The sequence below is a fragment of the Nocardia sp. Marseille-Q1738 genome (assembly GCF_965283145.1).
Window position 1 is genome coordinate 668,709 of record NZ_CBDIMS010000001.1, and the last position, 23,215, is coordinate 691,923.

The 23,215-nt window shown below is 68.5% G+C and carries 23 protein-coding genes; 10 read left to right on the forward strand and 13 right to left on the reverse strand.

Features of this window, described 5'->3' with window-relative positions; translation table 11 throughout:
- Positions 1-249: 249 nt before the first annotated feature.
- Complete coding sequence (locus tag ACWPXK_RS02985; protein ID WP_040772607.1) at positions 250-873, reverse strand: superoxide dismutase; 624 nt, start codon at positions 871-873, stop codon at positions 250-252.
- A gap of 237 nt (positions 874-1,110) precedes the next feature.
- On the opposite strand from ACWPXK_RS02985, the gene msrA reads away from it, so the two are divergent.
- Positions 1,111-1,791, forward strand: coding sequence for a peptide-methionine (S)-S-oxide reductase MsrA (gene msrA, locus ACWPXK_RS02990; RefSeq protein WP_454194457.1), 681 nt, complete (start codon positions 1,111-1,113; stop codon positions 1,789-1,791).
- A gap of 88 nt (positions 1,792-1,879) precedes the next feature.
- Here msrA and ACWPXK_RS02995 read toward each other — a convergent pair whose 3' ends face one another.
- Positions 1,880-2,491, reverse strand: a complete 612-nt coding sequence (locus tag ACWPXK_RS02995) for a hypothetical protein (RefSeq protein WP_454194458.1) — start codon at positions 2,489-2,491, stop codon at positions 1,880-1,882.
- A gap of 505 nt (positions 2,492-2,996) precedes the next feature.
- Here ACWPXK_RS02995 and ACWPXK_RS03000 point away from each other — a divergent pair.
- From ACWPXK_RS03000 to ACWPXK_RS03015, 4 genes are all read left to right on the forward strand, one after another.
- A complete protein-coding gene (locus tag ACWPXK_RS03000) occupies positions 2,997-3,368 on the forward strand; it encodes a rhodanese-like domain-containing protein (protein ID WP_454194459.1) in 372 nt (123 codons plus the stop codon).
- A gap of 109 nt (positions 3,369-3,477) precedes the next feature.
- Positions 3,478-4,437 carry a DUF4328 domain-containing protein gene (locus tag ACWPXK_RS03005; RefSeq protein WP_454194460.1) on the forward strand — a complete coding sequence of 320 codons (960 nt, stop codon included), beginning with the start codon at positions 3,478-3,480 and terminating at the stop codon, positions 4,435-4,437.
- Complete coding sequence (locus ACWPXK_RS03010; protein WP_454194461.1) at positions 4,434-5,198, forward strand: glycerophosphodiester phosphodiesterase; 765 nt, start codon at positions 4,434-4,436, stop codon at positions 5,196-5,198. Before ACWPXK_RS03005 ends, ACWPXK_RS03010 begins: the two co-directional genes overlap by 4 nt.
- A gap of 190 nt (positions 5,199-5,388) precedes the next feature.
- Positions 5,389-6,309 (forward strand): DUF5926 family protein, encoded by a 921-nt coding sequence (locus ACWPXK_RS03015; RefSeq protein ID WP_454194462.1) that lies wholly within the window; start codon positions 5,389-5,391, stop codon positions 6,307-6,309.
- 159 nt (positions 6,310-6,468) lie between these two features.
- Here ACWPXK_RS03015 and ACWPXK_RS03020 read toward each other — a convergent pair whose 3' ends face one another.
- From ACWPXK_RS03020 to ACWPXK_RS03040, 5 genes are all read right to left on the reverse strand, one after another.
- Complete coding sequence (locus tag ACWPXK_RS03020; protein ID WP_364322923.1) at positions 6,469-7,017, reverse strand: ferritin; 549 nt, start codon at positions 7,015-7,017, stop codon at positions 6,469-6,471.
- 71 nt (positions 7,018-7,088) lie between these two features.
- Positions 7,089-7,637 carry a ferritin gene (locus ACWPXK_RS03025; protein ID WP_454194463.1) on the reverse strand — a complete coding sequence of 183 codons (549 nt, stop codon included), beginning with the start codon at positions 7,635-7,637 and terminating at the stop codon, positions 7,089-7,091.
- 10 nt (positions 7,638-7,647) lie between these two features.
- A complete protein-coding gene (locus ACWPXK_RS03030) occupies positions 7,648-9,033 on the reverse strand; it encodes an LCP family glycopolymer transferase (RefSeq protein WP_454194464.1) in 1,386 nt (461 codons plus the stop codon).
- A 113-nt stretch (positions 9,034-9,146) separates the two neighbouring features.
- A complete protein-coding gene (locus ACWPXK_RS03035; protein WP_454194465.1) occupies positions 9,147-9,941 on the reverse strand; it encodes a CPBP family intramembrane glutamic endopeptidase in 795 nt (264 codons plus the stop codon).
- Positions 9,942-10,378: 437 nt separating this feature from the next.
- Positions 10,379-11,146 carry a DUF2470 domain-containing protein gene (locus ACWPXK_RS03040; protein WP_454194466.1) on the reverse strand — a complete coding sequence of 256 codons (768 nt, stop codon included), beginning with the start codon at positions 11,144-11,146 and terminating at the stop codon, positions 10,379-10,381.
- A 421-nt stretch (positions 11,147-11,567) separates the two neighbouring features.
- On the opposite strand from ACWPXK_RS03040, the gene ACWPXK_RS03045 reads away from it, so the two are divergent.
- The 3 genes from ACWPXK_RS03045 (at position 11,568) to ACWPXK_RS03055 (ending at position 13,653) form a co-directional block, all read left to right on the forward strand.
- Positions 11,568-11,981 carry a hypothetical protein gene (locus tag ACWPXK_RS03045; RefSeq protein WP_454194467.1) on the forward strand — a complete coding sequence of 138 codons (414 nt, stop codon included), beginning with the start codon at positions 11,568-11,570 and terminating at the stop codon, positions 11,979-11,981.
- Positions 11,982-12,076: 95 nt separating this feature from the next.
- Entirely contained in the window at positions 12,077-12,991 is a 915-nt protein-coding gene (gene pheA, locus ACWPXK_RS03050; protein ID WP_454194468.1) for a prephenate dehydratase, read from the forward strand.
- Positions 12,988-13,653, forward strand: coding sequence for a histidine phosphatase family protein (locus tag ACWPXK_RS03055; RefSeq protein WP_454194469.1), 666 nt, complete (start codon positions 12,988-12,990; stop codon positions 13,651-13,653). The genes pheA and ACWPXK_RS03055 overlap by 4 nt, the downstream gene beginning before the upstream one ends.
- Before the next feature lie 123 nt (positions 13,654-13,776).
- Here ACWPXK_RS03055 and ACWPXK_RS03060 read toward each other — a convergent pair whose 3' ends face one another.
- From ACWPXK_RS03060 to ACWPXK_RS03085, 6 genes are all read right to left on the reverse strand, one after another.
- Positions 13,777-14,604 carry an ESX secretion-associated protein EspG gene (locus ACWPXK_RS03060; protein WP_454194470.1) on the reverse strand — a complete coding sequence of 276 codons (828 nt, stop codon included), beginning with the start codon at positions 14,602-14,604 and terminating at the stop codon, positions 13,777-13,779.
- Entirely contained in the window at positions 14,601-15,767 is a 1,167-nt protein-coding gene (locus ACWPXK_RS03065; protein WP_454194471.1) for a PPE family protein, read from the reverse strand. The genes ACWPXK_RS03060 and ACWPXK_RS03065 overlap by 4 nt, the downstream gene beginning before the upstream one ends.
- Before the next feature lie 49 nt (positions 15,768-15,816).
- Entirely contained in the window at positions 15,817-16,128 is a 312-nt protein-coding gene (locus ACWPXK_RS03070; protein ID WP_454194472.1) for a PE domain-containing protein, read from the reverse strand.
- A 164-nt stretch (positions 16,129-16,292) separates the two neighbouring features.
- Positions 16,293-16,643 (reverse strand): metallopeptidase family protein, encoded by a 351-nt coding sequence (locus tag ACWPXK_RS03075; RefSeq protein ID WP_454194473.1) that lies wholly within the window; start codon positions 16,641-16,643, stop codon positions 16,293-16,295.
- A gap of 10 nt (positions 16,644-16,653) precedes the next feature.
- Positions 16,654-17,790, reverse strand: a complete 1,137-nt coding sequence (locus ACWPXK_RS03080) for a septum formation family protein (RefSeq protein WP_454194474.1) — start codon at positions 17,788-17,790, stop codon at positions 16,654-16,656.
- A 75-nt stretch (positions 17,791-17,865) separates the two neighbouring features.
- The gene (locus ACWPXK_RS03085) at positions 17,866-19,566 is read right to left on the reverse strand and encodes an aldehyde dehydrogenase family protein (protein WP_454194475.1); all 1,701 of its coding nucleotides are present in this window, start codon (positions 19,564-19,566) and stop codon (positions 17,866-17,868) included.
- A gap of 92 nt (positions 19,567-19,658) precedes the next feature.
- Here ACWPXK_RS03085 and serS point away from each other — a divergent pair, with 92 nt between their 5' ends.
- Both serS and ACWPXK_RS03095 read left to right on the forward strand, forming a co-directional pair.
- The gene (gene serS, locus ACWPXK_RS03090) at positions 19,659-20,921 is read left to right on the forward strand and encodes a serine--tRNA ligase (RefSeq protein WP_454194476.1); all 1,263 of its coding nucleotides are present in this window, start codon (positions 19,659-19,661) and stop codon (positions 20,919-20,921) included.
- Positions 20,922-21,090: 169 nt separating this feature from the next.
- On the forward strand, positions 21,091-22,884 hold the full coding sequence (locus ACWPXK_RS03095) for a putative bifunctional diguanylate cyclase/phosphodiesterase (RefSeq protein WP_454195420.1): 1,794 nt from the start codon (positions 21,091-21,093) through the stop codon (positions 22,882-22,884).
- Positions 22,885-23,215 lie beyond the last annotated feature (331 nt).

Below are 23,215 nucleotides of genomic sequence, written 5' to 3' on the forward strand. Positions count from 1 at the left end.
TTCCCGAATATGAACCACGAGTCACCTGGCACACAAGTACCAAAGAGTGCCAATCGGACAGCCCGTCGCCGGATGGGAAGCAATCAGGCTGTGCACCGAGGGGGGTTCCGCTCTACCTCGCCGAACCTGAATCGGCGGCGATCGCGGGCGTGACCGGCAAAGCGCCCGCATCGGCCCGGAAACGCCAACGGTCCGCGAACCCGAGTGGCGCGACGGATTCGCGGACCGATACCGGTGTGCCGAGTGGGCTCAGCCGAAGATGAGGCCCTTGGCCTGAGAGGTCGCCTTGGCAAACCGCTCCTGCACGTCGGCCCAGTTGACGACGTTCCAGAACGCGGTGACGTAGTCCGCCTTCACGTTCTTGTACTGCAGGTAGAAAGCGTGCTCCCACATGTCGACCTGCAGCAGCGGGATGATGCCGAGCGGGACGTTGGCCTGCTGGTCGTAGAGCTGGAAGGTCAGCAGCTTCTGGCCCAGGGTGTCGAAGCCGAGCACCGCCCAGCCGGAGCCCTGCAGACCGTTGGCCGCCGCGGTGAACTGCGCGCGGAACTTGTCGAACGAGCCGAACTGGTCGTCGATCGCCGCGGCCAGCTCGCCGACCGGCTTGTCACCGCCGTTGGGGGAGAGGTTCTTCCACCAGATGGAGTGGTTGACATGGCCACCCAGGTGGAAGGCGAGGTTCTTCTCGTTCAGGAAGATGGCGCTGTGATCGCCCGACTCGCGAGCGGCTTCCAGCTTCTCCAGTGCGGCGTTCGCACCGGCGACGTAAGCGGCGTGGTGCTTGGAATGATGAAGCTCGTTGATCTGCCCGGAGATGTGGGGCTCCAGGGCGCTGTAGTCGTAATCCAGATCTGGCAGCGTGTACTCAGCCACGATGTCCCTTCCTATGTCGGGCTGGTGTGCCCGTTGTCCAGAGCACAGCCAACCATCATTCGTACACCCGGTCGATTCCAACTAGGGCTGATGCCCGCGCATTCCGGTGACGCCGCCCGAACCGCACATCGCATCGTTTCACGATGGCGAGGCACTGTTCGCCCGCCGGAGGGCGGGTCGCGGATCGTCACATCACGAACATCGGCACCACTGGAAACGCACGCGTAGCATCGAACCATGTCGTGGTACGACGAACTAGTGGGGCGCCTCAGCCTCCCCGAACCCGCTATGGTCACACCCGAACAGGCTCTGCCCGGCCGGGCCGAACCGCTCGTGGTGCCGGATACCCACTATGTGAACGGTCACCCGATCCACCCGCCGTTTCCCGAAGGCATGCAGGTCGCGGTCGTCGCGATGGGATGTTTCTGGGGGGCCGAGAAGGGATTCTGGGAACTCGACGGGGTCTACACCACCGCGGTGGGCTATGTCGGTGGGTACACACCGAATCCCACGTATGAAGAGGTGTGCAGCGGGCGAACGGGTCACACGGAATCCGTGCTCGTCGTGTTCGACCCCGCGGTAATCGATTACGCGGGCATCCTCAAGCAGTTCTGGGAGAACCACGATCCCACCCAGGGCATGCGGCAGGGCAACGACCGTGGCACCCAGTACCGTTCGGCCATCTTCACTGTGGACGCCGAGCAAGCCGATCTCGCCCGCGCGACCGCCGAGGCGTACGGAAAGCGACTCGCCACGGCCGGATACGGCGAGATCACCACGGAGATCGCGGCACTGCCCGGACTGTCGGCCTTCTACTACGCCGAGGGCTATCACCAGCAGTACCTGGCGAAGAACCCGGGCGGATACTGCCCGGTGCACGCTACCGGCGTGAGCTGCCCGGTCGGCTTGGGCGCCTGACGCGCCTGGCCGGACCGAGAAACCGCGCATCCGGTGGACCGGATGCGCGGACCCGGTGACGCTGGTCGTTTCGGTCCGGGACAGGCGGTTACAGCGGAGGAGCGATGCCGGGCCGGGTTGCCCGCGGGTCGCCCGCGTCGTGTGCCTGCCACCAGCGGACTCCATTCGCGATGAAATCCGCCAGCAGGATCTGCTTGCCCTGCGTGTCGTGAACGGTGAGGCCGTCGAACCACACCCGGATGTCCAGTTCGCGCGGATCGATGCCCTCTTCCTGCGAGAACTCCAGGACATGCGCGGATTTGTGGTCGTCGATCCGGGTGTCGAAGCTGAGCAGTTCGCTCCACAACGCCCAGCCGCTGTCGTCCAGGTCGATGAATTCCCAGCCGTGCAGCCGCCCGCCGCCGAAGCTGCGGATGGCCTCGTCCAGGCCGTCCAGTTGCAGCGGCAGCACCCGGGGCTCCAGGTCGTCCCAGTGCTGTGTCCGCAGGGACGCGGCAATCCGGCTCACGCCGGTGAAGGTCACTTGGACCCGGTAGTCCTCGGCTGCCGTGCCGTGCTCGGGAAGTGTCAGCACTTCGAGGTCGAGTCGTAGTTGATTGGCCGCCTCGTCCACCGCGAGGCCGAGGCACGTGGCCTCGGACAGCGCGACGTTGAGTCCGGCCGTGTCCATTCCGTCGAGTAGCCCCCTGCTCACGTTCATAAGCTCAGGCTACCGACCGCTGCCACGGTAGCCCGGTATTTCGGCGGCGTTCTCATTTTCATGGAACCGAACGCGCGCGTGCGCCGTCCAAGTAGATATCGGAGCCCTTCGGCCGCAGGCTCCGAGGTCGGCGACGAATGGCCGCTCCGGGATGGTCAGGAGGGGAGTCCCGGATCGGTCATTCGCATCGCTCACGGGGGCTCACAGTGGGCGAACGTCGAAGCCGGGGTGTTTCCGGACCGGAGGTACGGAAAAGTCTGGGCCTGATCGATCGGCTGCTCGATAGACGCACCCTTTCGGTGGGGCGCTCTTCCATAGCCGCGTCTTGTGGATCAGCTTGTGGATTATGTGGATAACTTCGACCGAGTTATGCACAACCAGCATGGAGCGGGGCCGTGGTCGAGTTCCGGAGATGAGAACATACCCGAAGTCGCGGGCCGCTGTCGAGCTCCTCCCCGGGCCCGGAACTGCACGGTACCTCGCCCCCCATGGCAGGATCGGATCTGTGACGAGCCCCCACGTTCCGTCGGTCACGGTGGCGGAGGTGCCTGCCGAATTCGACAGCAGAGCGCCCGCCTCGGCCGATACGCCGCGACCGATTCTGCTCGACGTGCGCGAGGACGGCGAGTGGCGGCTCGGACATGCGCCGGGTGCGATCCATATCCCGATGGCCGACGTGCCCGCGCGGATCGAGGAGCTGGAATACGACGCGGACATCTATGTCGTCTGTCGGCAAGGCGGCCGTTCCCTTCAGGTGGTCGAATATCTGACGCACGTCGGATACGACGCCATCCAGGTCCGCGGCGGCATGGTGGCATGGCAGCAGGAGGGCCGTCCGCTGGTCGCGGAGGGCGACCACGAGGCGAAGATCTACTGACGAAGGAACGAGGTGCGCGGTGAGTACGGTGGTGCAACCTTGTGCGCGCTGCGGCGCGCGCTGGGCCGTGCAAGGGGCGCCGATGCACTGGTGCCCACGCTGCCGCGGCGTGCTCCTTTCGCCCGCGCCGATCGACGCGCCCGCCGACCGCCGCAACTACCGCTGGGTGGCACGCAAACCCGACCACCGGACGCGGAGGGCATCCTCGTCCGGCAGACCGGCCGCGGCCACGCCGACGCCCCGCTACACCCAGATACCGCGCTGGGGTCTGATCGACCCGCCGCCGCAGGCCGGGGCCGCATCCCGCGATCCGCTCGGCAGGCTTACCGACTCGGTGACCAAGCTGCTCGTCGCGACCGTGGGCGTCTTCGCGCTCGCGGCTCTCGCCGAACTGGTGCGCTACTCGGTTCTGTTGCACAACCGCACGCGCCTGATCCATCCCGCGGTGCTGTTCGCCTCCGACGCGTTCGTCGTGGTCGCGGGCGTGCTTGCGCTCGTGTTCGCGCTGCTGGCGGCCGTGGCGGTGGTGGGCAGGCTGATCGAGATCAGGCGGGCGGCCTACGCCGAAGCGGGACGGCGCGACCCGCGTTCGCCACGGTTGCTCGCCTTCGGTTGCCTGGTTCCGGTGATCAACCTGCTGTGGCCGGGGGTCTTCCTGACCGAGGTGGCCGCCCTGCGCGGTGACCCGCGGTCGCGTCGCGCGATTCGGATCTGGTGGGCGGTCTGGGTCTTCGGTGGCGGGGTCGCGCTGGCCGCGCTGCTGTGGCGGAACGCGGACTCGTTGCAGGCCAAGGCGGACGGAGTGCTGTTCACGGCGTTCACCGACGCGGTCGCCGCCGTGGTCGCGCTGCTGACCTTGTGGGTGCTGCGGACGATCGAGGGGCGGGACCTGCTCGGGCGCGGCCGGGCCGCGCGCCGCTGGCTGATCGCGGTCGACCCCGCCGTGCCGGTGATCGCGCCCGTCCATCCAGGCGGCACTGCCGACTCGGCGCCCGAGACCACCGGCGCGCCCGCGCATGAGGACAACGGTGCTCAGGACCGTGAGCAGGAGGAGGTTATGGCCAAGTGAGCCAGGGCAGTCGCGCGCCATTCGTCGTCGCGCATCGAGGCGCCTCGGGGGCGCGACCCGAGCACACGCTCGCCGCCTATGAGCTGGCGCTCCAGGAAGGCGCCGACGGCGTTGAATGCGATGTCCGGCTGACCAGGGACGGGCATCTGGTGTGCGTGCACGACCGTACGGTCGACCGGACCTCCTCGGGCAGCGGGCTGGTCAGTGAGATGACTCTGGATGAACTGCGGGCACTGGACTTCGGCGCCGATGGCGCGCCCGCCTCGGTCCTGACCCTCAGCGAGTTGATCAGCTTGGTGCTGGACTGGCGCAGCAGGCCGACCAAGCTGTTCATCGAAACCAAGCACCCCGTCCGCTACGGCGCGCTCGTGGAGAACAAGCTGCTGGCCGAGCTCCAGCGATTCGGCATCGCCACCCCCGCCTCGGCCGACCATTCCCGTGCGGTGGTGATGTCCTTCGCGGCCACCGCGGTCTGGCGTATTCGCCGCGCCGCGCCGCTGCTGCCCACCGTTCTGCTCGGCGAATCATCGCGCTACCTGGGCGGATCCGCCGCGACAACGGTCGGCGCCACCGCCGTCGGCCCCTCGGTGAAGACGTTGCGCGAGCATCCCGATCTGGTCGACAAGGCGGCCGCCGCGGGCCGCGCCACCTACTGCTGGACCGTCGACGACCCCGGCGACGTCCAGCTGTGCGCCGACCTCGGCGTCAGCTGGGTCGCCACCAACCATCCGGGACGCACCAAGTCACTGCTCAGCGCCTGAGCCGGTTGCGCGGCAAGTTGTGGACGGATGTCGGCGCCGCACTCGGCCTGGTGTGTGTCCATGACGATGCGGTAGGTGACCGAGCCCACCGCGCATCTACCGTTCGCGGCCCGAGCCATAAAGGGGCCGCGAACACGCAGCGCCGCAGGCGCTGCCAAAACCAGCACAGCACCCTGTAGGTTGACCCCTCGTGGGTAAGAGCAAGCGCAACAGTCCTAAGCCCGGCGGGAACCGGGCGCAGCGTCTCGCCGAGCGACGGGCGGCGCTGGAGCAGGCGGCGCAGGCCGTCACGCGTCCGTTCGAGGGCTTGGCCGCGGAGTGCGATCTGGTCGCGCTGCGCGAGTTCGTTCCGTCGGCCACGGCGCGGTTGACGCTGTCGCCCGCGGTCGCCGCCGAGCGTCCGGTCGTGCTCGCCACGGTGCTACCCGGCGCGGTGGCCGCGCTGGTGCGTGCCGGGGACGAGCCCAGCGGTTATGTCGGTGCGCAGGTGCAGTTCCAGGGCGCGGACCCGTCCGCCGATCTGGCCGCGGCGATTCTGTGGACCCAGTCCGCCGAGCCCGGGGACTCGCTCAGCTCCGTGGAGAGCGTCGCGGGCGGCCCCCGGCTGGCCGACGTCATCGATGCTGCCGCGAGCCTGGACGTGACCGTGCACCAGGACTTCGACTGGTGGGTGCCGGAGGGCGTCGAGCCCGATCCGCAGGTGGCGGCGACCATCGAGCAGGCCAAGCAGGCGATCATGCCGTCCGCGCGGCTCGCCCTGGACGCGGACGCGATCGGTGCGGCGTGGTGGGTGGACGCGGGCGAGAAGGCGCACATTCGCTGGGTGCGGCCCGAGAACGAGGACGATCTGATGCTGGCCTTGGCCCGCGTGCACGCCAAGGGCGGCCTGACTCTGGGCGAGGGTTCCCGATTCGCCGGTTCGTTCCGCACGCACGGCGTGCTCGTCCCCGTGTTCGACCTCGATCGCGAGCGGCACCCCGACGAGTGGGTGAAGCCGGCCGTCGAGTTCGGCGCCCGATTGTCCGAGGCGCTTGCCACCGACGCACCGTTGACGGCCGACGAACGGCGTTCCCGCGATGGACTGCGGTCGCGTCAGGTCACGCTGCGCTGAACTCGAATTATCGCCGGAATTTTGTGAAGAATCTTCTTTTCCGACCGTCGCCGGGGCCAGCCCGTTTGAAAGCGGGGAAGTAAGGCAAGTCTCACCGAAACGGCAACAGGCCCGGCTCATAGTGGAGCCGGGCCTGTCGGCCCCTTTCGGCGAATGCCGTCAGATGGAGCCGCCCGCCGCCGAAGGCGCGCCGGAGGCATCGCTCGGGCCGCTCATTTCCCGGGCGACGAATTCCTCCAGGTCGAACAGATTCGACCCGGCGCGATCGGCGATGGTGAGCAGGGTCGTCATGTTGGCGACCTCTTCCACCTGTTCCTTCAGGAACCACTGCATGAACTGTTCACCGAGGTAGTCGCCCTCTTCGCGGGCGGTGCTCGCCAACTGGATGATCTGCTCGGTGACGGTCTTCTCCTGGGCGAGCGCCAGTGCGATCGGTTCACGGGCATTCTCGAACCGGGATTTCGCGGCGTCCACACCGGAAAGTTCGATACTGATATCCCGGTCCAGGAAGTACCGCACGATCATCATCGCGTGGTTGCGTTCTTCCACCGCCTGCGCATAGAACCGTTTGGCCAGCTGCGGCAGATCGGCATTGTCGAACCACACCGCAATCGCGATGTACTGATGCTCGGCATTGAATTCGTGCCGGATCTGATCGTGCAACAGGTTGTGGAATTTGCTGCGGGGGGATTCCGGATGGCTTGACATAGGAGTGACATTAGCGCTGGTCACAGCACATGTCATCCAAGTACAGCCTTATTGAGGCTAGTGTTGCCTAATTAATTCTTCGCCGCACCCGCCATTTTCGGGGCCACTATATCGGCGCGTGGCACCGGCCGCAGCTCGCGTGCGACGAACTCTTCTACGTCGAACAGTTGGCCATCGGCGCGGTCGAGTACGGCCAGCAGCGTGGTGATCCCGGCGACGTTCTTCACCTGTTCCTCGAGGAACCATTGGATGAACCGTTCCCCCAGGTAGTCGCCGGACGTACGAGCCGCTCGGGCCACGTCGCTGATCTGCCTGCTGCGGGTGTGCTCGGAATCCAGCAGCAAAGCCATCGCGGCGCGCGGGCTGTCGAAGGTCGAATGGATCTCCTCCAGTCCGCCGATCCGCACCTCGAGATCGCGGTCGAGCAGGTACTGCACCATGCGCAGCGCGTTCGCGTACTGCTCGCGCGACCGGGCGTAGGCGTGTCCGGCCAGTTGCGGTAAGCGGTTGGAGTCGAAGTACACGGCGGCGGCGAGATACTGCTGGGCGGCGGTGAACCCGTGACGGATCTGCGCGCGCAGCAAGTCGGGAAAGGACTGAGCCACATCGGTATCCGGCATGGCACCGACGCTACCTCGTCAGCAGGTCCTCCGGGACGGGTTGGTCGCCGGCCAGCGCGTCGAAGAACCGGCTCGCCTTGTCCTTGTCCCAGAGCACGACGTTGCCGCTGTCGGTGTCGTCGAATCCACCGATCGGGACGGCGGTCGTGACCGTGTCGCCTTTCAGCGCCCAGGCCAAGCGGCCCAGGTCCCAAATGTGGTCGCCGTTGTCGACCTTCAGTGACTTCGCGGTGTCCGAGGCCAGCGGCCAGAGCTTGAACGGGTTGGCCAGCGTGGCGCTGCTCGTGGCCTTCTCCAGCAGGGCCGCCATGAAGATCCGCTGATTGTTCATCCGGTCCAGATCGGCCAGCGCCGTGGCGCGGCTGCGCACGAAGCCCAGCGCCTGCGGCCCGTTCAGGCGCTGGCAGCCCGCGGGCAGGTCGATGCCTGCGAGCGGGTCGTCGATCGGTTTGGGCACGCAGACGTCGATGCCGCCGAGGGTGTCGACCACGCTGGCGAAGCCGCCGAAGCCGATCTGCGCGTAGTGGTCGATACGCAGGCCGGTGGCGATCTCCACCGTCTGCGCCAGCAGGGCTGGGCCGCCGAGGGCGAACGCGGCGTTGAGTTTGTCCTTGCCGTGGCCGGGGATGCTGACGTAGGAGTCGCGCGGCAGGCTTACCAGGGTGGTCTTGCCCGACCCGGGGACGTGCACCAGCATGATCGTATCGGTGCGCTCGGGCCCCACCTCGCCGCCGGTGGCCAGTTCCTGCTCCTGCTCCGGCGTCAGCCCGCCGCGTCCGTCGGAGCCGACCAGCAGCCAGTTCGTACCCGGTGTGTTGCCGACCCGCTGGGCGTAGTTGGCCAGCGCGGGGATGCGGTTGAGCGAACCGTCCAGCTGGATGACGGCGCCGACCGCGGCGAGCACCAGTACCAGCAGGATCACCAGGAACCAGCGGAAAGGGTGGCGCCTGCGGCGCGGCCGCGGCGCCCGGGCGGGGCGCGCGCCGCGCGACCGGCCCGCGCCGCCCGGGGGTACGGGCGGCGGGCCTTCCCGATACGGTCGCGGTTGGTGCGTCGGCGGATGGGGCGGCCCGTCGTCGAAGGGGACGGGGCGCTGCGTGGGCGCGTGCGGGGGACCCTCCCGATGCGGGACCGGACGCTGGGTGGGGGCATGCGTGCGTGCCTGCGGCGGCCTGTGCGGTGGCAGGCGCCGTCCCTGTTCCGGCGGCACCTGCGAATACGCCAGCGGCGGCGCATGGGGTGGTCCGTCGCGGCGCACCACCTGGGTGGGTTCGATCGGCGGCGGGCCGCCGGGTCCCGGGGCGGGCATGCGCCGCTGCATCGGGGGTTCACCGGGCCTGCCTGGCGGCGGCATCCGGCGCGCTCGCGCGTTGCGCTGCGGATTTTCGCCGTTCATCACTGAGACTCTACTTATCGGGTGGTCATCGGGTGCCGCGTGTGTATAGCGGCTGCTGTTTGGTAATTCGCCGACGGGACCGGGCCGTTAGCGAGCCGGAGGGCACAGTTGCGTTACGGCAGCCACGAAACATGGCCGCGCAGAACGGTATAGCCGATATAGGCGACCGCGTCGATGGTCGCGTGCGCGAGGATAAGCGGCCACAGCCGGTTCGTGCGCTGCCAATAGTGACCGAAGATGACGCCCATCACGATGTTTCCGAGTCCGCCGCCCAGCCCCTGGTACAGGTGGTAGCAGCCACGCAGCAGCGCCGAGGCCAGCAACGCCGAGTGCGCCGACCAGCCGAGCTGGCGCAACCGGGTGAGCAGGAACGCCACCACGATCACTTCCTCGGCCACGGCGTTCGCGCAGGCCGACAGGATCAGCGCGGGCAGTCGCCACCAGTAGTCGCCGAGCGCGGCGGGCACGATCGTCACGCTGAAGCCCAACGCGTGCGCGAGCAGATACAAACCCAGTCCCGGCACTCCGATGATCGCGGCGAGCGCCATACCGGGCAGCACGTCCGAACGCCACCGGATCCGGTTCGCCAGTCCGATCAGTCGCGGCCCGAGCCCGCCGCGCCAGAGCAGATACAGCCCGAGTGCCGCCCATCCGACCAGACGCAGCACGCTGAGCAGCTGAAACAGCAGGTCGATGGTGGACTGTGTGGATCGCGACGGGTTGAGCGCGATGGTCCGCCCGCGGACCCCACCCGGTGCGAGCGCGCTTTCCACCAGCGAGAGCGCCGCGTTCAGCCCGCTCAGGCCGAAGGTGACGAGCAGCACGACGGCGATCTCGAGTTTGAGCGCGAGCCGTTCCCGATCGGTCGGCTCGACCTCGTCCCACTCGGCACCGGACTCCGCACGCATGGGTCGAATCTATTGCGCTGGTCTTGTGCGGCGCGCGGCACGTCGGCGTCGGGCCCGACACTCGCCGCAACTCGGCGTCGGTGTCCCCCACCCCTGGACCGGACCTGCCTTCCGTCTGGCGCAACCTGCGGCCTGCGACGGGCGGCCGGCTGGCCGGTGTCGTCGGGTTCAGCGAAGTGACGGTGGCCGAAGTCGCCGTAGCAGAGTTGGTAGCCGAGTTCGACCGGTTCGGGTACCGCGGCGCGTGGCATCGACGACGCGCTGATCGTGCGGCGGAGTGCCGATCGTGCAGGCGGCGTTGGAAGGGCTCGGCGCCACCGAGGCCGGGTCGTCGGGTCGCCGGATCGTCGGATCGGCGGATCGCCGGGTCGGCGGATCGCCGGGTCGCCGGGTCGGCGAACCGCAGCCGCGTGGTGCCCACTTCGGGAACCGGCGGGTCAGATGCGGCGTAAGCCATTGAGGAACGGGCAGCCCGCCAGGGTCCGCACGGCGCGGCTGAGCGCCTCGATGTCGTCGGCCGGGGCGCTGAACGGGAGGCGGAAGTCGTGGTCGCCGTCGTGTCCTTCGACGCGCAGGGTGAGTCCGTAGCGGTCGATGGCCAGCGGGTGCACGATGCCATGTTGCAGGCGCGGCGGCAGGTGTCTGGCGAGCTGAGCGACTATGTCGGCGTGGTCGGCCTGCATGTGCTGTAGCCACGCGGATTCCATGGCGCAGAACGGATCCGGCTGCGCCAGCCGCAGTTCGTCGCTGCTCACCGATTCCGCCCCGGTCGAGTCGGCCACCACCGCGGAGCTGATCACCAGCCGCAGCAGGGTCGCGCCGAAGCCGACGTCGAGCAGTCCGGGATGCGGGTTCTCCTTCGCCACTTCGGTGGCCAGAGCGCGCTGCGCTTGCGCGGGCACCGCACGCACCCAGCCGCGCAGCCAGACCAGCGCGCGTACCGGCTCGCGCAGCGGCAGGGGCGCGTGGTCGGTGAGTTCCAGTACCGCCGGCGCCCCGTTCTCGCCGGAGTTGCCCGCCAGGATCGCCGCGACCGAGGCGGTCGGCACCGCGATCACCGCGTCACCGCACGGTCGCACATGATGCACGGACGCGGCCGTCGGATCGATGCCCGGCATGGCGAGCACCGCTTGCTCCGCATGAACACACGCGCTGCGTACCCGCTCGGCGGTGGACGGGGCGACGGTCGGGGTCGGACGCGGCATGCAAACCTCCGGTGCTCGGTCGCGGATGGGTAATTAGGTTACCCTAAGCTAAGTGATCCGTGCTGGTTCCGCAAGTGTTTCTCGATCGGCCTGAACAGAGCGGACGCCCGGGGAAATCGATGCTGCAAGTACTTGGCGAAGCCGATGAGGTAAGTGGCCCACGCGGAGAGCACCGAGCGGGTCAGGTAGTCGGAGTCGGTGGAAGGCGATGAACCGCTACCGCGTCGGCGAGCGCGTCTGCCTAGTCGCGTGAGTGGCTGGGTTTGCTGGACCCCTTTGGGGCGGCCCGCGCCGACGACGCGTACGGCACCGGTGTGCTCGGCCCAAGCGGAGAGCGGTTTCCGGCCGGGCGCATCGTCCGGTGCGGGTGCGGTGGCCATCGCCGCCGGGTAACGGTGAGCAGGGTTGTTACGGTGAGGACGTGTCGGACAGGACGGAAGCCGGGGAACCGGTGTTGGTGACGTTGTCGACGCCCCTGCGGCGCAGTCTGGTGGACGGGTTGGTCCGCAACCTCGGCGCAAGCACCGCGGCGCCGATCCTCGACCTGGATGCGCCGGACGCCGACATCGCCGACTTCCTCGCGGGCGCGGCACACTCCGATACCGGCTTCGTCGCACGAACCTCCTCCGGTCAGCGTGCGGTGGCCATCGTCGCGGCCACGGCCGCCGCCCTCTGCGGCGACGACATCCGCACCGCCCTGAGCAGGCCCGATATCGCGTTCCTGAGTTCGCTGAAACCCCCGGCGGTCGAGGCCATCCGGTCGGTTCTGCTCGCCATCGAAACCGACGACGCCGACCATGTCACCGACGCATTGCGAGTGCTCACCCGCGGCTGAGCCCGCGCCTGGGGAGTCCGGAGCACACGCCGTGTACGGGCCCAGCCGTCGCAATCCGTGGGGAGCCGGGCGGGCTCGCCAGTAATCTCGTAACCGTGCCGCGAATCGCGTACTTCGGGCCGTCCGGAACCTTCACCGAGATGGCCCTCGCTCAACTCGAATCCTCGGGAGCCTTCGACGGACCCGTCGAGCGGGTCGCCGCGCCCAGCCAAGGGGCCGCGTTGGACCTGGTCCGCTCGCGCGACGTGGACGGTGCCGTGGTCCCGATCGAGAGCTCCGTCGAGGGGTCGATCTCGGCGACGCTCGACTCCCTGGCAATCGGCACGCGTCTGCAGATCGTCGCCGAGACCGAGCTCGAGGTGAGCTTTACGATCCTCGGCAAGCCGGGGACGACCCTTGCGGACGTGCGGGCCCTGGCCGCGTACCCGGTGGCCGCCGCCCAAGTACGGCTGTGGGTTGCCCGGCACCTGCCGCAGGCGCGGTCCTACACTTCGGCGTCCAATGCCGCCGCCGCCGAAGACGTGGTGGCGGGCCACGCGGATGCCGCCGTGTCGACCGCGCTGGCAGGGGAACGGCTCGGGCTGATCGCGCTGGCCTCCGGCGTCGCCGACCATGAGCAAGCGATCACGCGCTTCGTGCTGTGCACCCGGCCCACGGTGGCGCCGCCCGCCACCGGCGCGGACCGCACGTCCATCGTGCTGGAACTGCCGAACGTGCCGGGTTCGCTGATGCGCGCGTTCGCCGAGTTCGCCACGCGCGGAATCGATCTGACCAGAATCGAATCCCGTCCCACCCGAACCGGCATGGGCACGTACCGTTTCTATCTCGACTGTGTTGGGCACATCGACGACACGGCGGTGGCCGAGGCGCTCAAGGCGCTGCACCGCACGGCGCGGATCCGTTTCCTCGGGTCCTGGCCGGCGACCTCGGCAACCGGCACGCCGCCGCCGTCGGACGAAGCGGCGGCGGAGTGGTTGATTCAGTTGAGAAAGGGGATGGCGGACCTATGACCGGTAGGTTGATTCTGGTCCGGCACGGTGAGACCGAAGGTAACGTCGCCAAGTTGCTAGATACCAGGGTGCCGGGACTGCCGCTGACCGAACGCGGTGCGGCACAGGCGAAGACGTTCGGCGAGGGCCTGCTCCGGCCGCCGAAGGTGCTGTTCTCCTCGGCGGCGCTGCGCGCAAGGCAGACCGCGAGCTACATCGAGGCCGCCACCGGCGTGGCTGCCATGGTGCTCGACGGCCTGCACGAGGTACAGGCCGGTGACCTGGAAGGGCAGCACAGCGAAGAAGCCCATCGGACCTTCCAGCGGATCTATCGCGCCTGGCACGAAGGCGATCTCGGGCTGCGGGTGCCGGGAGGAGAATCCGCCCAGGATGTCCTGGACCGCTTTCTACCCGCGATCGCGCAGTTGCGGGCCACCTACCTGACGCAGGACGACGGTGCGGGCGATGTGATGGTGGTGAGTCACGGCGCCGCCATGCGGCTCGTCGGTCGCACACTCGCGGGTGTGCAACCGCCGTTCACGACGAACAATCACCTGGACAACACCGAAACCATCGAGCTGGTTCCAATGCCCGATGGCGGGTGGGAGTGCATTCGCTGGGGCCGGTTCACGCCGCCGTTCGGGTACGACGTCGCGCCGACCTCGGACGACCCGATGGGTTAGGCGTACCTCCGTGCCTTCGCGCCGGCCATGCGCGTTCTGCGTACCTCCGTGCCTTCGCTCCGGCCATGCGCGGGCTGAAGAGGACTACGTCCGACAGCGCCCATCGGAGACGGCTGACGGCGCTCAGGAGATTTTCGGATTCCGCGGGAAGTCTTGGCGTTCCGGCAGTGAGTTGATCAGATCCTGTACCGCCGTGCGCAATCGCGCCATGGTTCCGCTGCTGAGTGAACTCCATTTGACGCCGTCGTCGGACTTGCTCGCGGTCGTGATGAATCGCCCCGCGCGCGTATTGAACACGGCGATATGGTTATCGGCCACGTCTCTGGTGCCGTCGCCGTACACCACGCCGACGATCTCGGCATACGAGTGGATCTCGACCAAGGCCGCGGCCAAAGTCTTCGCGTCGTTCGTGGGGTTGCCGACCTTCGCCAGGCGTGCCGCGGTGGCCGCGGCGTCACCGGTGTCTCCGAAGATCGTGGCGAGTTCTTCGGTCGGAACATTCATGCCATAGAGCTCGAGCGGTTCGGCGTAGCCGAGCGCCGCGAGCACCGTGCCGGGCAAATCGATTCCGGCCTCGTCGATGACGTAGGAGTCCTGCCCGCGAAGGGCGACGACCGGAAGGTCGACGCCCTTCGCCAGACAGAAGCGACTTACCCACCCGTCGACCACCAACCGCAGTGCGATGATCCAGTGCGGGCGGTTCAGCGCGCGCAGCCGATTCTCCAGATCGCTGTGCAGCACCCCGTCGATGAGGAGCTCGCGCTGGATGAGAGACTCGGCGGCCGCGTCCATCGCAGTCTTGTGGTCGGTCACGTTGTCGTAGCGTCCCCTGGCGTTCAACACGACGGGAACCTCGATCTGCAGTTTCTCGAGGAGAAACTGCATTTCGTCGAGTGACAGGACGACCGCCTCGAGCGTCGACGAGCCGCGGCCAGCACCGAGTACGGTCACCTAGCCGTCCCGCTGATGTCACCGCCGCCGATAACACCGTCGGCGGCGAACCGGCCGTCGTTGAAGTGCTCGGTCGACCGCAGGTAATCCAGGCCGTTGTGCTCGGTCTCGTCGTCCTCGTCACTGCGAGCCTGGTTCCCCAGCAGCGGGTTGCCATTGCCCGTGTTCGACTGCCGGATCGGCGCCGCGTCGACCCGGTTGGCCGCGACGTTCTCCTGGGTCGGCGCGGAGCCACCGATCGCGCCGCTCGCGCCCCAGCCTTCCGGGAGCTTGAGGGAGCCGTTCGCGCCCGGCGCGGACCCGATGCCGGTGAACGACACCGTGCGTGTCGTGGCAGCGCCAGTGGCGGCGGCCATACCGGCGCCCATGGCCATCGGAGCAATGCCCGACACAGCAGGAGCGCTGGTGGTCGCCGCGGCGATCGCGCTGCCCGCGACATTCCCGACCGTCGAAACGCCGGTGGTGGCGATCGAGCCGACGGCCTGCGCCGCCTGCGTGGCGGCGCTTGCCACACCGGGGTTGCTCAAGAACGCCTGTGTGGCGGCGATGGCGGCCTGGATCGGATCGGCGGGGACCTCGGACGCGGTGTTCGCCGCCTGTTCGGGGGTCGCGGTTCCAGCGCCGGCGGCGATCGGCGGCGGCATCAGGAACTCCGCGGGCGTCGCGAGCATGGCGCTCGTCGCGGCCTCGTAGGTCTCCATGACCAGCGCGGCACGGATGTCCATGGCGTGCCTGGCGATCTCCGCGGCCTCGAAGGCGCCGGACACCACACCCGGTGGGTTCGCCGACGCCGCCAAGGCGGTGTTGACCGCCGCGATCTCCGGCGGGCTCGGCATCGCCAGCGCGGCGACGGTGTAGGCGGTGGCGTTCGCCGCGGCCTTCGCGCCCATCGCGGCCGCCTGAACGCCTTGCTGTTCGGACCAGCCGAGGAAGCCGGTGAGCTTGCTCAACGCGGCGATACCGTTGACGCCCTGCATGCCGACGCCGAGTTCGGCCATCACCCTGGCGACGGTCGTCGTCGCGTCGACCCAGGCGGCGGTGAGCCCGCCCCAGGCGGTGGCGGCGGCCGAGATGGGAATCGCGTGCGCGCCCGCATGTAGGGTGGCCGAATTGATCTCCGACGGCCGGGCCGCCCAGATCACGCCGGTGACTCCTGCAACCATGTTTGACTACTCCCCTGAATGAATGTTGCTGATGGTCTCGGTGGCGGATCTACACCTGGATGGCGCTGATGCCCGCGGCACGCACCACGTCACCCGCGACGTGCTGGGCCAACTGCATGCGCAGCGTTGCCGCGGCGTGGTGGCATTCCAGAATCGCCTGCGCGACCGCGCGGTCGTGGGACATCGCCCCCTGGTTGAAGTGGCTGGCACTGACGAACGAGACTTCCTCAGCGCCAGAAGGCAATACGTGCGTCGCGGGCGCGGTGATCGCCGCGGCGGCGGCCAGCCGTTCGGCGACGAGGTCGAGCTCGGCCGCGGCGGCGAGAATGGCTTCGGGTGCGATCAGTACATGTCCAACCATGACTCGACTCCTTCTAGTGGCTGTGGGGCGGAACCACGAGAATTCCCCCTTCGAGTGATAGGACGCGATAGCAACGCGATCGGTTCCATCGAATCCCCAACGTTTCGATCTCCCTGCCGATTACACACCCATGGCTGTGGGTACGCAATACGACTCGGTCAAGATTAGCCCCATCCCAGCTGATGTAGACGGTCTTCGTCAATCCCGAAATAGTGTGCGATCTCATGGATCACGGTGATCGCCACCTCTTCCACCACCTCCGCCTCGTCGGCGCAGTGTTCGAGAATGGGCTCGCGGTAGATCGTCACGGTGTCGGGAAGCGCTCCGCCGTATTGACTGTCGCGTTCGGTGAGCGCGATGCCGTGATACAGCCCGAGCAGGTGTGGATCCTCCGGATTGCGCGGCTCGATCAGCACGACCACGTTATCGATCGCGCGGGTCAGCTCGGGCGGGATGAGATCAAGTGCGTCGCCGACCAATTCCTCGAACCGGTCGTCGGACATCGAGACGGGCATCTGCGATCGGTTACCTCGGCCGTGGCTGCGGTGGCAGCGGCGCGGCGCCGGGCAGCGGTACGGGCGTGGAGCGTCCGTTGTTCGGCGGCGGCACCGGAGCCTGGCCGTTGATCAGGATGTCGCCCCTGGCCGAACCGGTGATCGGTGCGAAACCTTCCTGGTCGGCCCCCTTGCCGATCATGCAGTCCAGCTTGCGGCTGCCCGCCATCCAGCTGCGAGCGTCGATGTAGTCGAAGAACAGCGTCAGCGTCTTGTTGCGGATCACGTCCGGTCCGCCCAGGTAGTCCGTCGAGGTGCGGGTGCACTCCTCCTCGACGAACTTGTCCTGCTCCTCCTTCGGCGGCGGGCCACCGGTGAAGTGGGGACCGAGGTCGACGGTGGAGACGATCTCCACGGCGTGCGGCTGCGCGCAGTCCACCGGATCGGTGGGCAGATTCTGGTTGATGCCGAGGCACACGCCGGCCTCGTACACCCGGGACTGGTCGTGCTCGGTGGCGCTGCCGACCGAGGCCGGCGTGCCGACGCTGGCCGCGACCTGCAGCCCGCAGCGCAGCGTGCGGTCACCGTGGCGCCAGCCGTCCGGGCTCGGATACATCAGCCCGACAATGTATTTGCCGCGCGGATCGAAGCGACCGGACATGTATTTCTGCACGGCGGGCACGCAATGCTCTTCTTTGAGCTCGGTGAGCCGCAGCGAGTCCGGGAACCGCGAGCCGGGGCCGAACTCCTTGCCCGGATACCTGCTCATGTCGATGTCGGCGGCGACTTCGAACATGTGCTTGCTCGAACAGTTCACCTTGACCAGGTCGGATCGATCGGGCTTGGTCCAGCTCAGGCAGTCGCCCTTGGCCGCGGTCCCGAACTCCTTGTCCAGTACCGGTTGCAGCGGCGAACCGGGATTGTGCGCCTCGAGGCCCTTCTCGTTGTCGAAGCCGGTCACGAACAGCGTCACCAGGGCCGCGACCACGGCGCCTGCGGCCACCGCGAGCAGACCCCAGCGCAAGGTGGGCGCCGACAGATGCACGTCGCGCAGGTTGCTGTCGGCGAGCGCGGCCTTGGCCGAGTCGAACGAGCGACGTGCCGCGGCGGCGCGCGAGGCGCCGCGCCTCGGCGCTCGCCGGGATCGGGACACAGGTTCGGAGGACATCGCGGTCCATCATGGCAGTGTCCGTCCCGTGGTGCCACGACCTGGCCCGATCGGCGCGGCAGCCTGTCGCGGGGCTCAGCCGCGCAGTGCCGACAGGAAGACGCCGGGCAGCCTGGCGGGATTCGCGCCGGCGTAGAACTCGGTCAGCCTGCGCCCGGTGGTCGCGGCGGTGGCGTTGTCGATGAACCACGGCGGTTTCGGCGAGAGGGCGAGTTCGCCGCCGAGCAGCGAGCGCGGCACGGGCCGGAACGGACCGCGCACCACGGTGCGCTCGACGTCGTCGAGCAGCAAGGCATTGTGCACCACGCCGATTCCGCTCTGCACGTCGTCCAGGGTGTGGCCGGGGAAGGCGCCCCAGGCGGCGCGCGGTGTGAGGAAGGCCAGCCCGGTCCAGGCGTTCACCGCGATCGCGCCGTAGCGCAGCCGCTCGATCGCGCGGTCGAAGGCGACGCCGAGCCTGCGGATGGTCGTCGGTGGGGCGATCACGTTCGCGCCGAGCGTCCCGGTCAGCTCGGCGTTCGCGAAGTCCACCGCACGCTGCAGGAACTCACCGCCCGCGTAAGGCAGCTCGACCACCCCGAGCACCGGAGAGAAGTACTCGGTGCGCAGCAGCGGGGTGTCGGTGCGCGGCAGCCGGTCGATCAGTACGCGGCCCGCGCCGAGGCGCTCGGCCTCCGGATACGACGCCAGCGCGTCGGCGACGCGCGCATCGCTGCCCGGGTAATACGCCGTTCGCTGCGGTGCCCGCTCCAGCGCGAGGCGCAGCTCGTCGAGGAACTCGTCCTTGCGGTCCCAGTCCGCGCTGAGCACGACCGTCTGCGCCGCCACGCAGTTGTAGCCGCCGTTGTGCAGCCGCTGGGTGGCCACGTGCTCGGCCTGGTAGCGCAGGTCGGCGTCGGACCAGGCGCCGGGCACCACGATGGTCGGCGAGACGCCGCCCAGCTCGCTGGTGATCGGTTTGTCCAGCAGCGGCCGGTTGTCCTTCTTCCGCTGCGCACGCTCGGGGCTCGGGCCCCAGACGATCGCGTCGTGGGTGTTCGCGCTGCCGGTCATGTGCACATGCGCGACGTCGGGATGGTGCACCAGGTAACCGCCCTGCTCCGCGCCGCCGGTGAGAATCCGCAGCACGCCGAGCTCGAGCAGGGGCTCGAACACCATCTCGAACACCGTGAACAGCGGGTCGGTGATCGGATTGAGCTTCAGCGCGACCACTCGGTTGTGCGCGTACAGCTCGTAGAGCGCGTCCAGCGGCGGGATCGAGGTGATATTGCCCGCGCCGAGCACCGCGCCGATACCGCCGGTCGCGGTCGGGTCCAGCTGCGCCAGTCCGGCCCGCCTGCGCGCCGTGTCGGCGTCGACGCCGGGCCGTAGCCAGACCTCGCCGCTGAAGCCGTTGAGCAGCAGCCGGTCGTAGACGCCGTGCGGAAGGATCGGCACCGCCACCCGGCCGCCCGGCGCCTCCTTCAGCGCGAGGCCGGTGAGCGGGCTGTCTCCGGCCTCCAGCACGGCAAGAGTCGCCGACATCGCGGCGGTGGCCTGCAACAGGGTGAGCGGTCCTGACATCCATTCCTCGCCGACCAGCGGCGAATCCTCGGCGAGGCCCTTGATGACGCACGCGGCCCGCACCCAGTCCTCGGCGAACCGCCCGGTCCGTGCGTGGATCTCGTCGAGCAGTTCGCGGCGGCGGCGCAGCGGCGTCGCGGCCCAGGCCTTCTCGCCCGCGGTGAGGTCGGCCAGCGCGTTGTCGATGGCGGTCTCGTCGAATGGGGTGCCCACAAGCCCACTATGCGCGCGATCCCGCGCCGATGGACCGCATCCTGGGATATCGGCGTGAAACGGCAATGCACCGACCACTAGGCTGGTGGCCCATGATCGACCTCCGATTCCTGCGGGACAACCCCGACGTGGTCCGCGCCTCGCAGCGCGCCCGCGGCGAAGACCCCGCCCTCGTCGACGCGCTGCTCGAGGCGGACGCGGCGCGGCGTGCCGCGGTGGCCACCGCGGACAATCTGCGCGCCGAGCACAAGGCGATGGGCAAGCTGATCGGAAAGGCGAGCAAAGAGGAGCGCTCCGCGCTGCTCGCGCAGGCGGGCGAGATGTCGGTCAAGGTCAAGGAGGCCGAGGCCGCGCAGAACGCCGCCGACGCCGACCTGGACGCCGCGCACCGCGCCATCTCGAACGTGGTGCAGGAAGGCGCTCCCGCGGGCGGCGAGGACGATTACGTCGTGCTGCGAACCATCGGCACGCCACGGGAATTCGACTTCGAGCCGAAAGACCACTTGGAGCTGGGCGAGTCGCTCGGCTTGATCGACACCGAGCGCGGCGCGAAGGTATCGGGCGCCCGGTTCTACTTCCTCACCGGTTACGGTGCGCTGCTGCAATTGGGTCTGCTGCAGTTGGCCGCGCAGCGCGCCGTGGCCAACGGCTTCACCATGATGATCCCACCGGTGCTGGTGCGTCCGGAGATCATGGCCGGCACGGGTTTCCTCGGCCAGCACTCGGCCGAGGTCTACCATCTCGCCGACGACGATCTCTATCTCGTCGGGACGTCGGAGGTGCCGCTGGCGGGCTACCACTCGGACGAGATCCTCGATCTGAGCGCCGGGCCCAAGCGGTATGTCGGCTGGTCGTCGTGTTTCCGCAGGGAGGCGGGCAGCTACGGCAAGGACACCCGCGGCATCATCCGGGTGCACCAGTTCGACAAGGTGGAGATGTTCGTCTTCACCACGCCCGACCAGGCCGACGCCGAACATCAGCGGCTGCTCGGCTGGGAGCAGGAGATGCTCGCGGCCATCGAGGTGCCCTACCGCGTGATCGACGTCGCGGCGGGCGATTTGGGCAGCTCGGCCGCGCGCAAGTTCGACTGCGAGGCGTGGGTGCCCACTCAGCAGACCTATCGGGAACTCACCTCGACCTCGAACTGCACCACGTACCAGGCGCGTCGTCTCGCCGTGCGCTATCGCGACGAGAACGGAAAGCCGCAGATCGCCGCCACTTTGAACGGCACGCTGGCTACCACCCGCTGGATCGTTGCGATACTGGAGAACCATCAGCAAGCCGACGGGTCGGTCCTGGTGCCGTCCGCGCTGGTCCCGTTCGTCGGCACCGAGGTGCTCCGGCCGCCGAACTGACGACGAGCGGATGACATACAGGTGAATAGCTACCGGTTCGCCGTGCCGGATTCCCGGGATGTGGCAACCGGCGGGATTCCTTATGTCTAGGCTGTTCATCGTGCGAGGAATCGGGTCTCGCGGCGATACCCGGACTCGGGTGCGGGCCGCATCTGCGCTGGCGACGGCTATGGTCATGGCTCGGACCACCGGGGCGTTCTACGTCATGGGCGGGGTTCTCGGCCTGCTCATCACCGCGATCGCCCCTGGTGAGGAGGGTAATCGGCCTCTGGTCGGCGGGGCGGCGGCGGTAGCGCTGGTGCTCGGTCTCACGCTGCTCGCGTGGGGGCCTCGACTGCCGCATTCGATCCACCATGTCTACGTCGCGATCGCCACGGTGCTGGTGACCATCGCGGTGCACTCGTTCCCGAACACGGTCGGCGCGATCAGCCTCGCGTCCTTCTACGTGTTCGTCGCATGCGACGCCGCACTGTTCTTCGCCTGGTCGCAGGCGGCGGCGCACATCGCGTTCGCGTTGGCGCTGTGCCTGTGGGTGCTGCCCGCCCGGCCGGTGACTCCGGGGCTGCCGTGGTGGTCGGGCTTGATCCCAGCCGGTGTGACCTTCGGCGTCGGCGTCGTCGTCGGCATCCTGACCAGGATGGCGTCCGAGGCCGACATCGATGTGCTCACCGGCCTGCTCAACCGGCGCGGCTTCGACCGTGCGCTGAACACCGCGATCGAGCAGGCCACCCGGTCCGGGCAGGGGCTCGCTCTGGTGCTGGTCGATCTCGACCGCTTCCGGAAGATCAACGATCATTTGGGACACCGGGCGGGCGACGCCGTCCTGCAGCGGGTGGCCGACACCTGGTCGAAACTGCTCGCCCCCGATCAGCGTCTGGCCCGTTACGGCGGGGACGCGTTCGCGTTATTGCTGCCGAACACCACCGAGCAGGCCGCGATCCTGCTCACCGAACAGCTGCGCGCGGCGGTGACCACCGGCTGTTCGGCGGGTGTGACCTCCTGGCAGCCGGGGGAATCGGGATCGCTGCTGGTCAGCCGCGCCGATGTGGGCCTGTACCGGGCCAAGCAGGCCGGGCGCAACCGGACGGTGCTGGAGTCTTCGCGGCAGCTGCCGCTGGCGGTGGAGCTGCGCGAGGCGATCGATCGCGGCGCCCTCGACGTGCACTACCAGCCGATCGTCAGCCTGACCGAGGGCGGCGGCAAGGCCGTCGGCGTGGAGGCGCTGCTGCGCTGGTCGTCCAGCGCGCAACCGGACGTCACCACCGAGGGCCTGATCCGGGTCGCCGAGGAATACGACCTCATCTCCGACCTGGACGAGCTGGTGTTGCGCCGGGCCTGCGCGGACGCCGCGCGGCTGCAGGAGACCTTCGCCCAGCTGGACTTGACGTTGAACGTGAACGTCAGCGGACTGGAGCTGGCCGAGGCCGGTTATGCCGACCGGGTGGCCGGCATTCTCGCCAGTACCGGGTGGCCCGCCGATCAGCTCGTGCTCGAGGTGACCGAGAGCGAGTTGGCCGCCGAATCACAGACCGCGATCGCGAATCTGCACACTTTGCGCGAGCGGGGTGTGCGCATCGCCATCGACGATTTCGGCACCGGGTACTCCTCGCTCAGCAGGCTGGCCACTTTGCCGAGCGACATCCTCAAGGTCGACCAGTCTTTCGTCGCCGCGATCCGCTCGGATTCACCCGCGCCACCGCTGCTCGGCGTGATCGCCGCCCTGTCCAGCGCGCTGGATCTCCAGGTGATCGCCGAGGGCGTGGAGACCGAGTACCAGGCCGCGGTGCTCACCGAACTGGGCTTCGCGCTCGCGCAGGGTTACCACTACAGCGACTCGCATCCGGTGTCGGAACTGATCAGCGACCTCAACGAGAACCAGGGCTGGGTGGGTATCGGCGCCACCGACCGCGAACTGGGCGACGGGGACTCGGTCCACGCCAACGGCTGGGTGCCGCTGCACTGAATCCCCGGCTGACTGTCGGAACTGCCCCGCAAATTTCTTCGGCGCTGCCCGCCGGACCTCGTTGAGCTGCCCGGCTGATGCCGTGGCGGCGTGCTGATTGTTGAGGCTGCCCGCCTGATCCCGCTGAGGCGTCCGGCCGGTTTCCGAGCGCCGTACTGATTGTCGAGGTGGCCGGAGATCCGGTCGCCGTGCTGATTCCCGTGACGCCGCCCTGGTTAATTCCCTTGACGCCGCAGGGTGACCGTGCGCATGCTGGCGGCATGCGTTTGCTCATCTACGCCTATTGATTCGCCGAATCGGCGCGCGCCCGTTCGACGGGTAGCCCGCATAA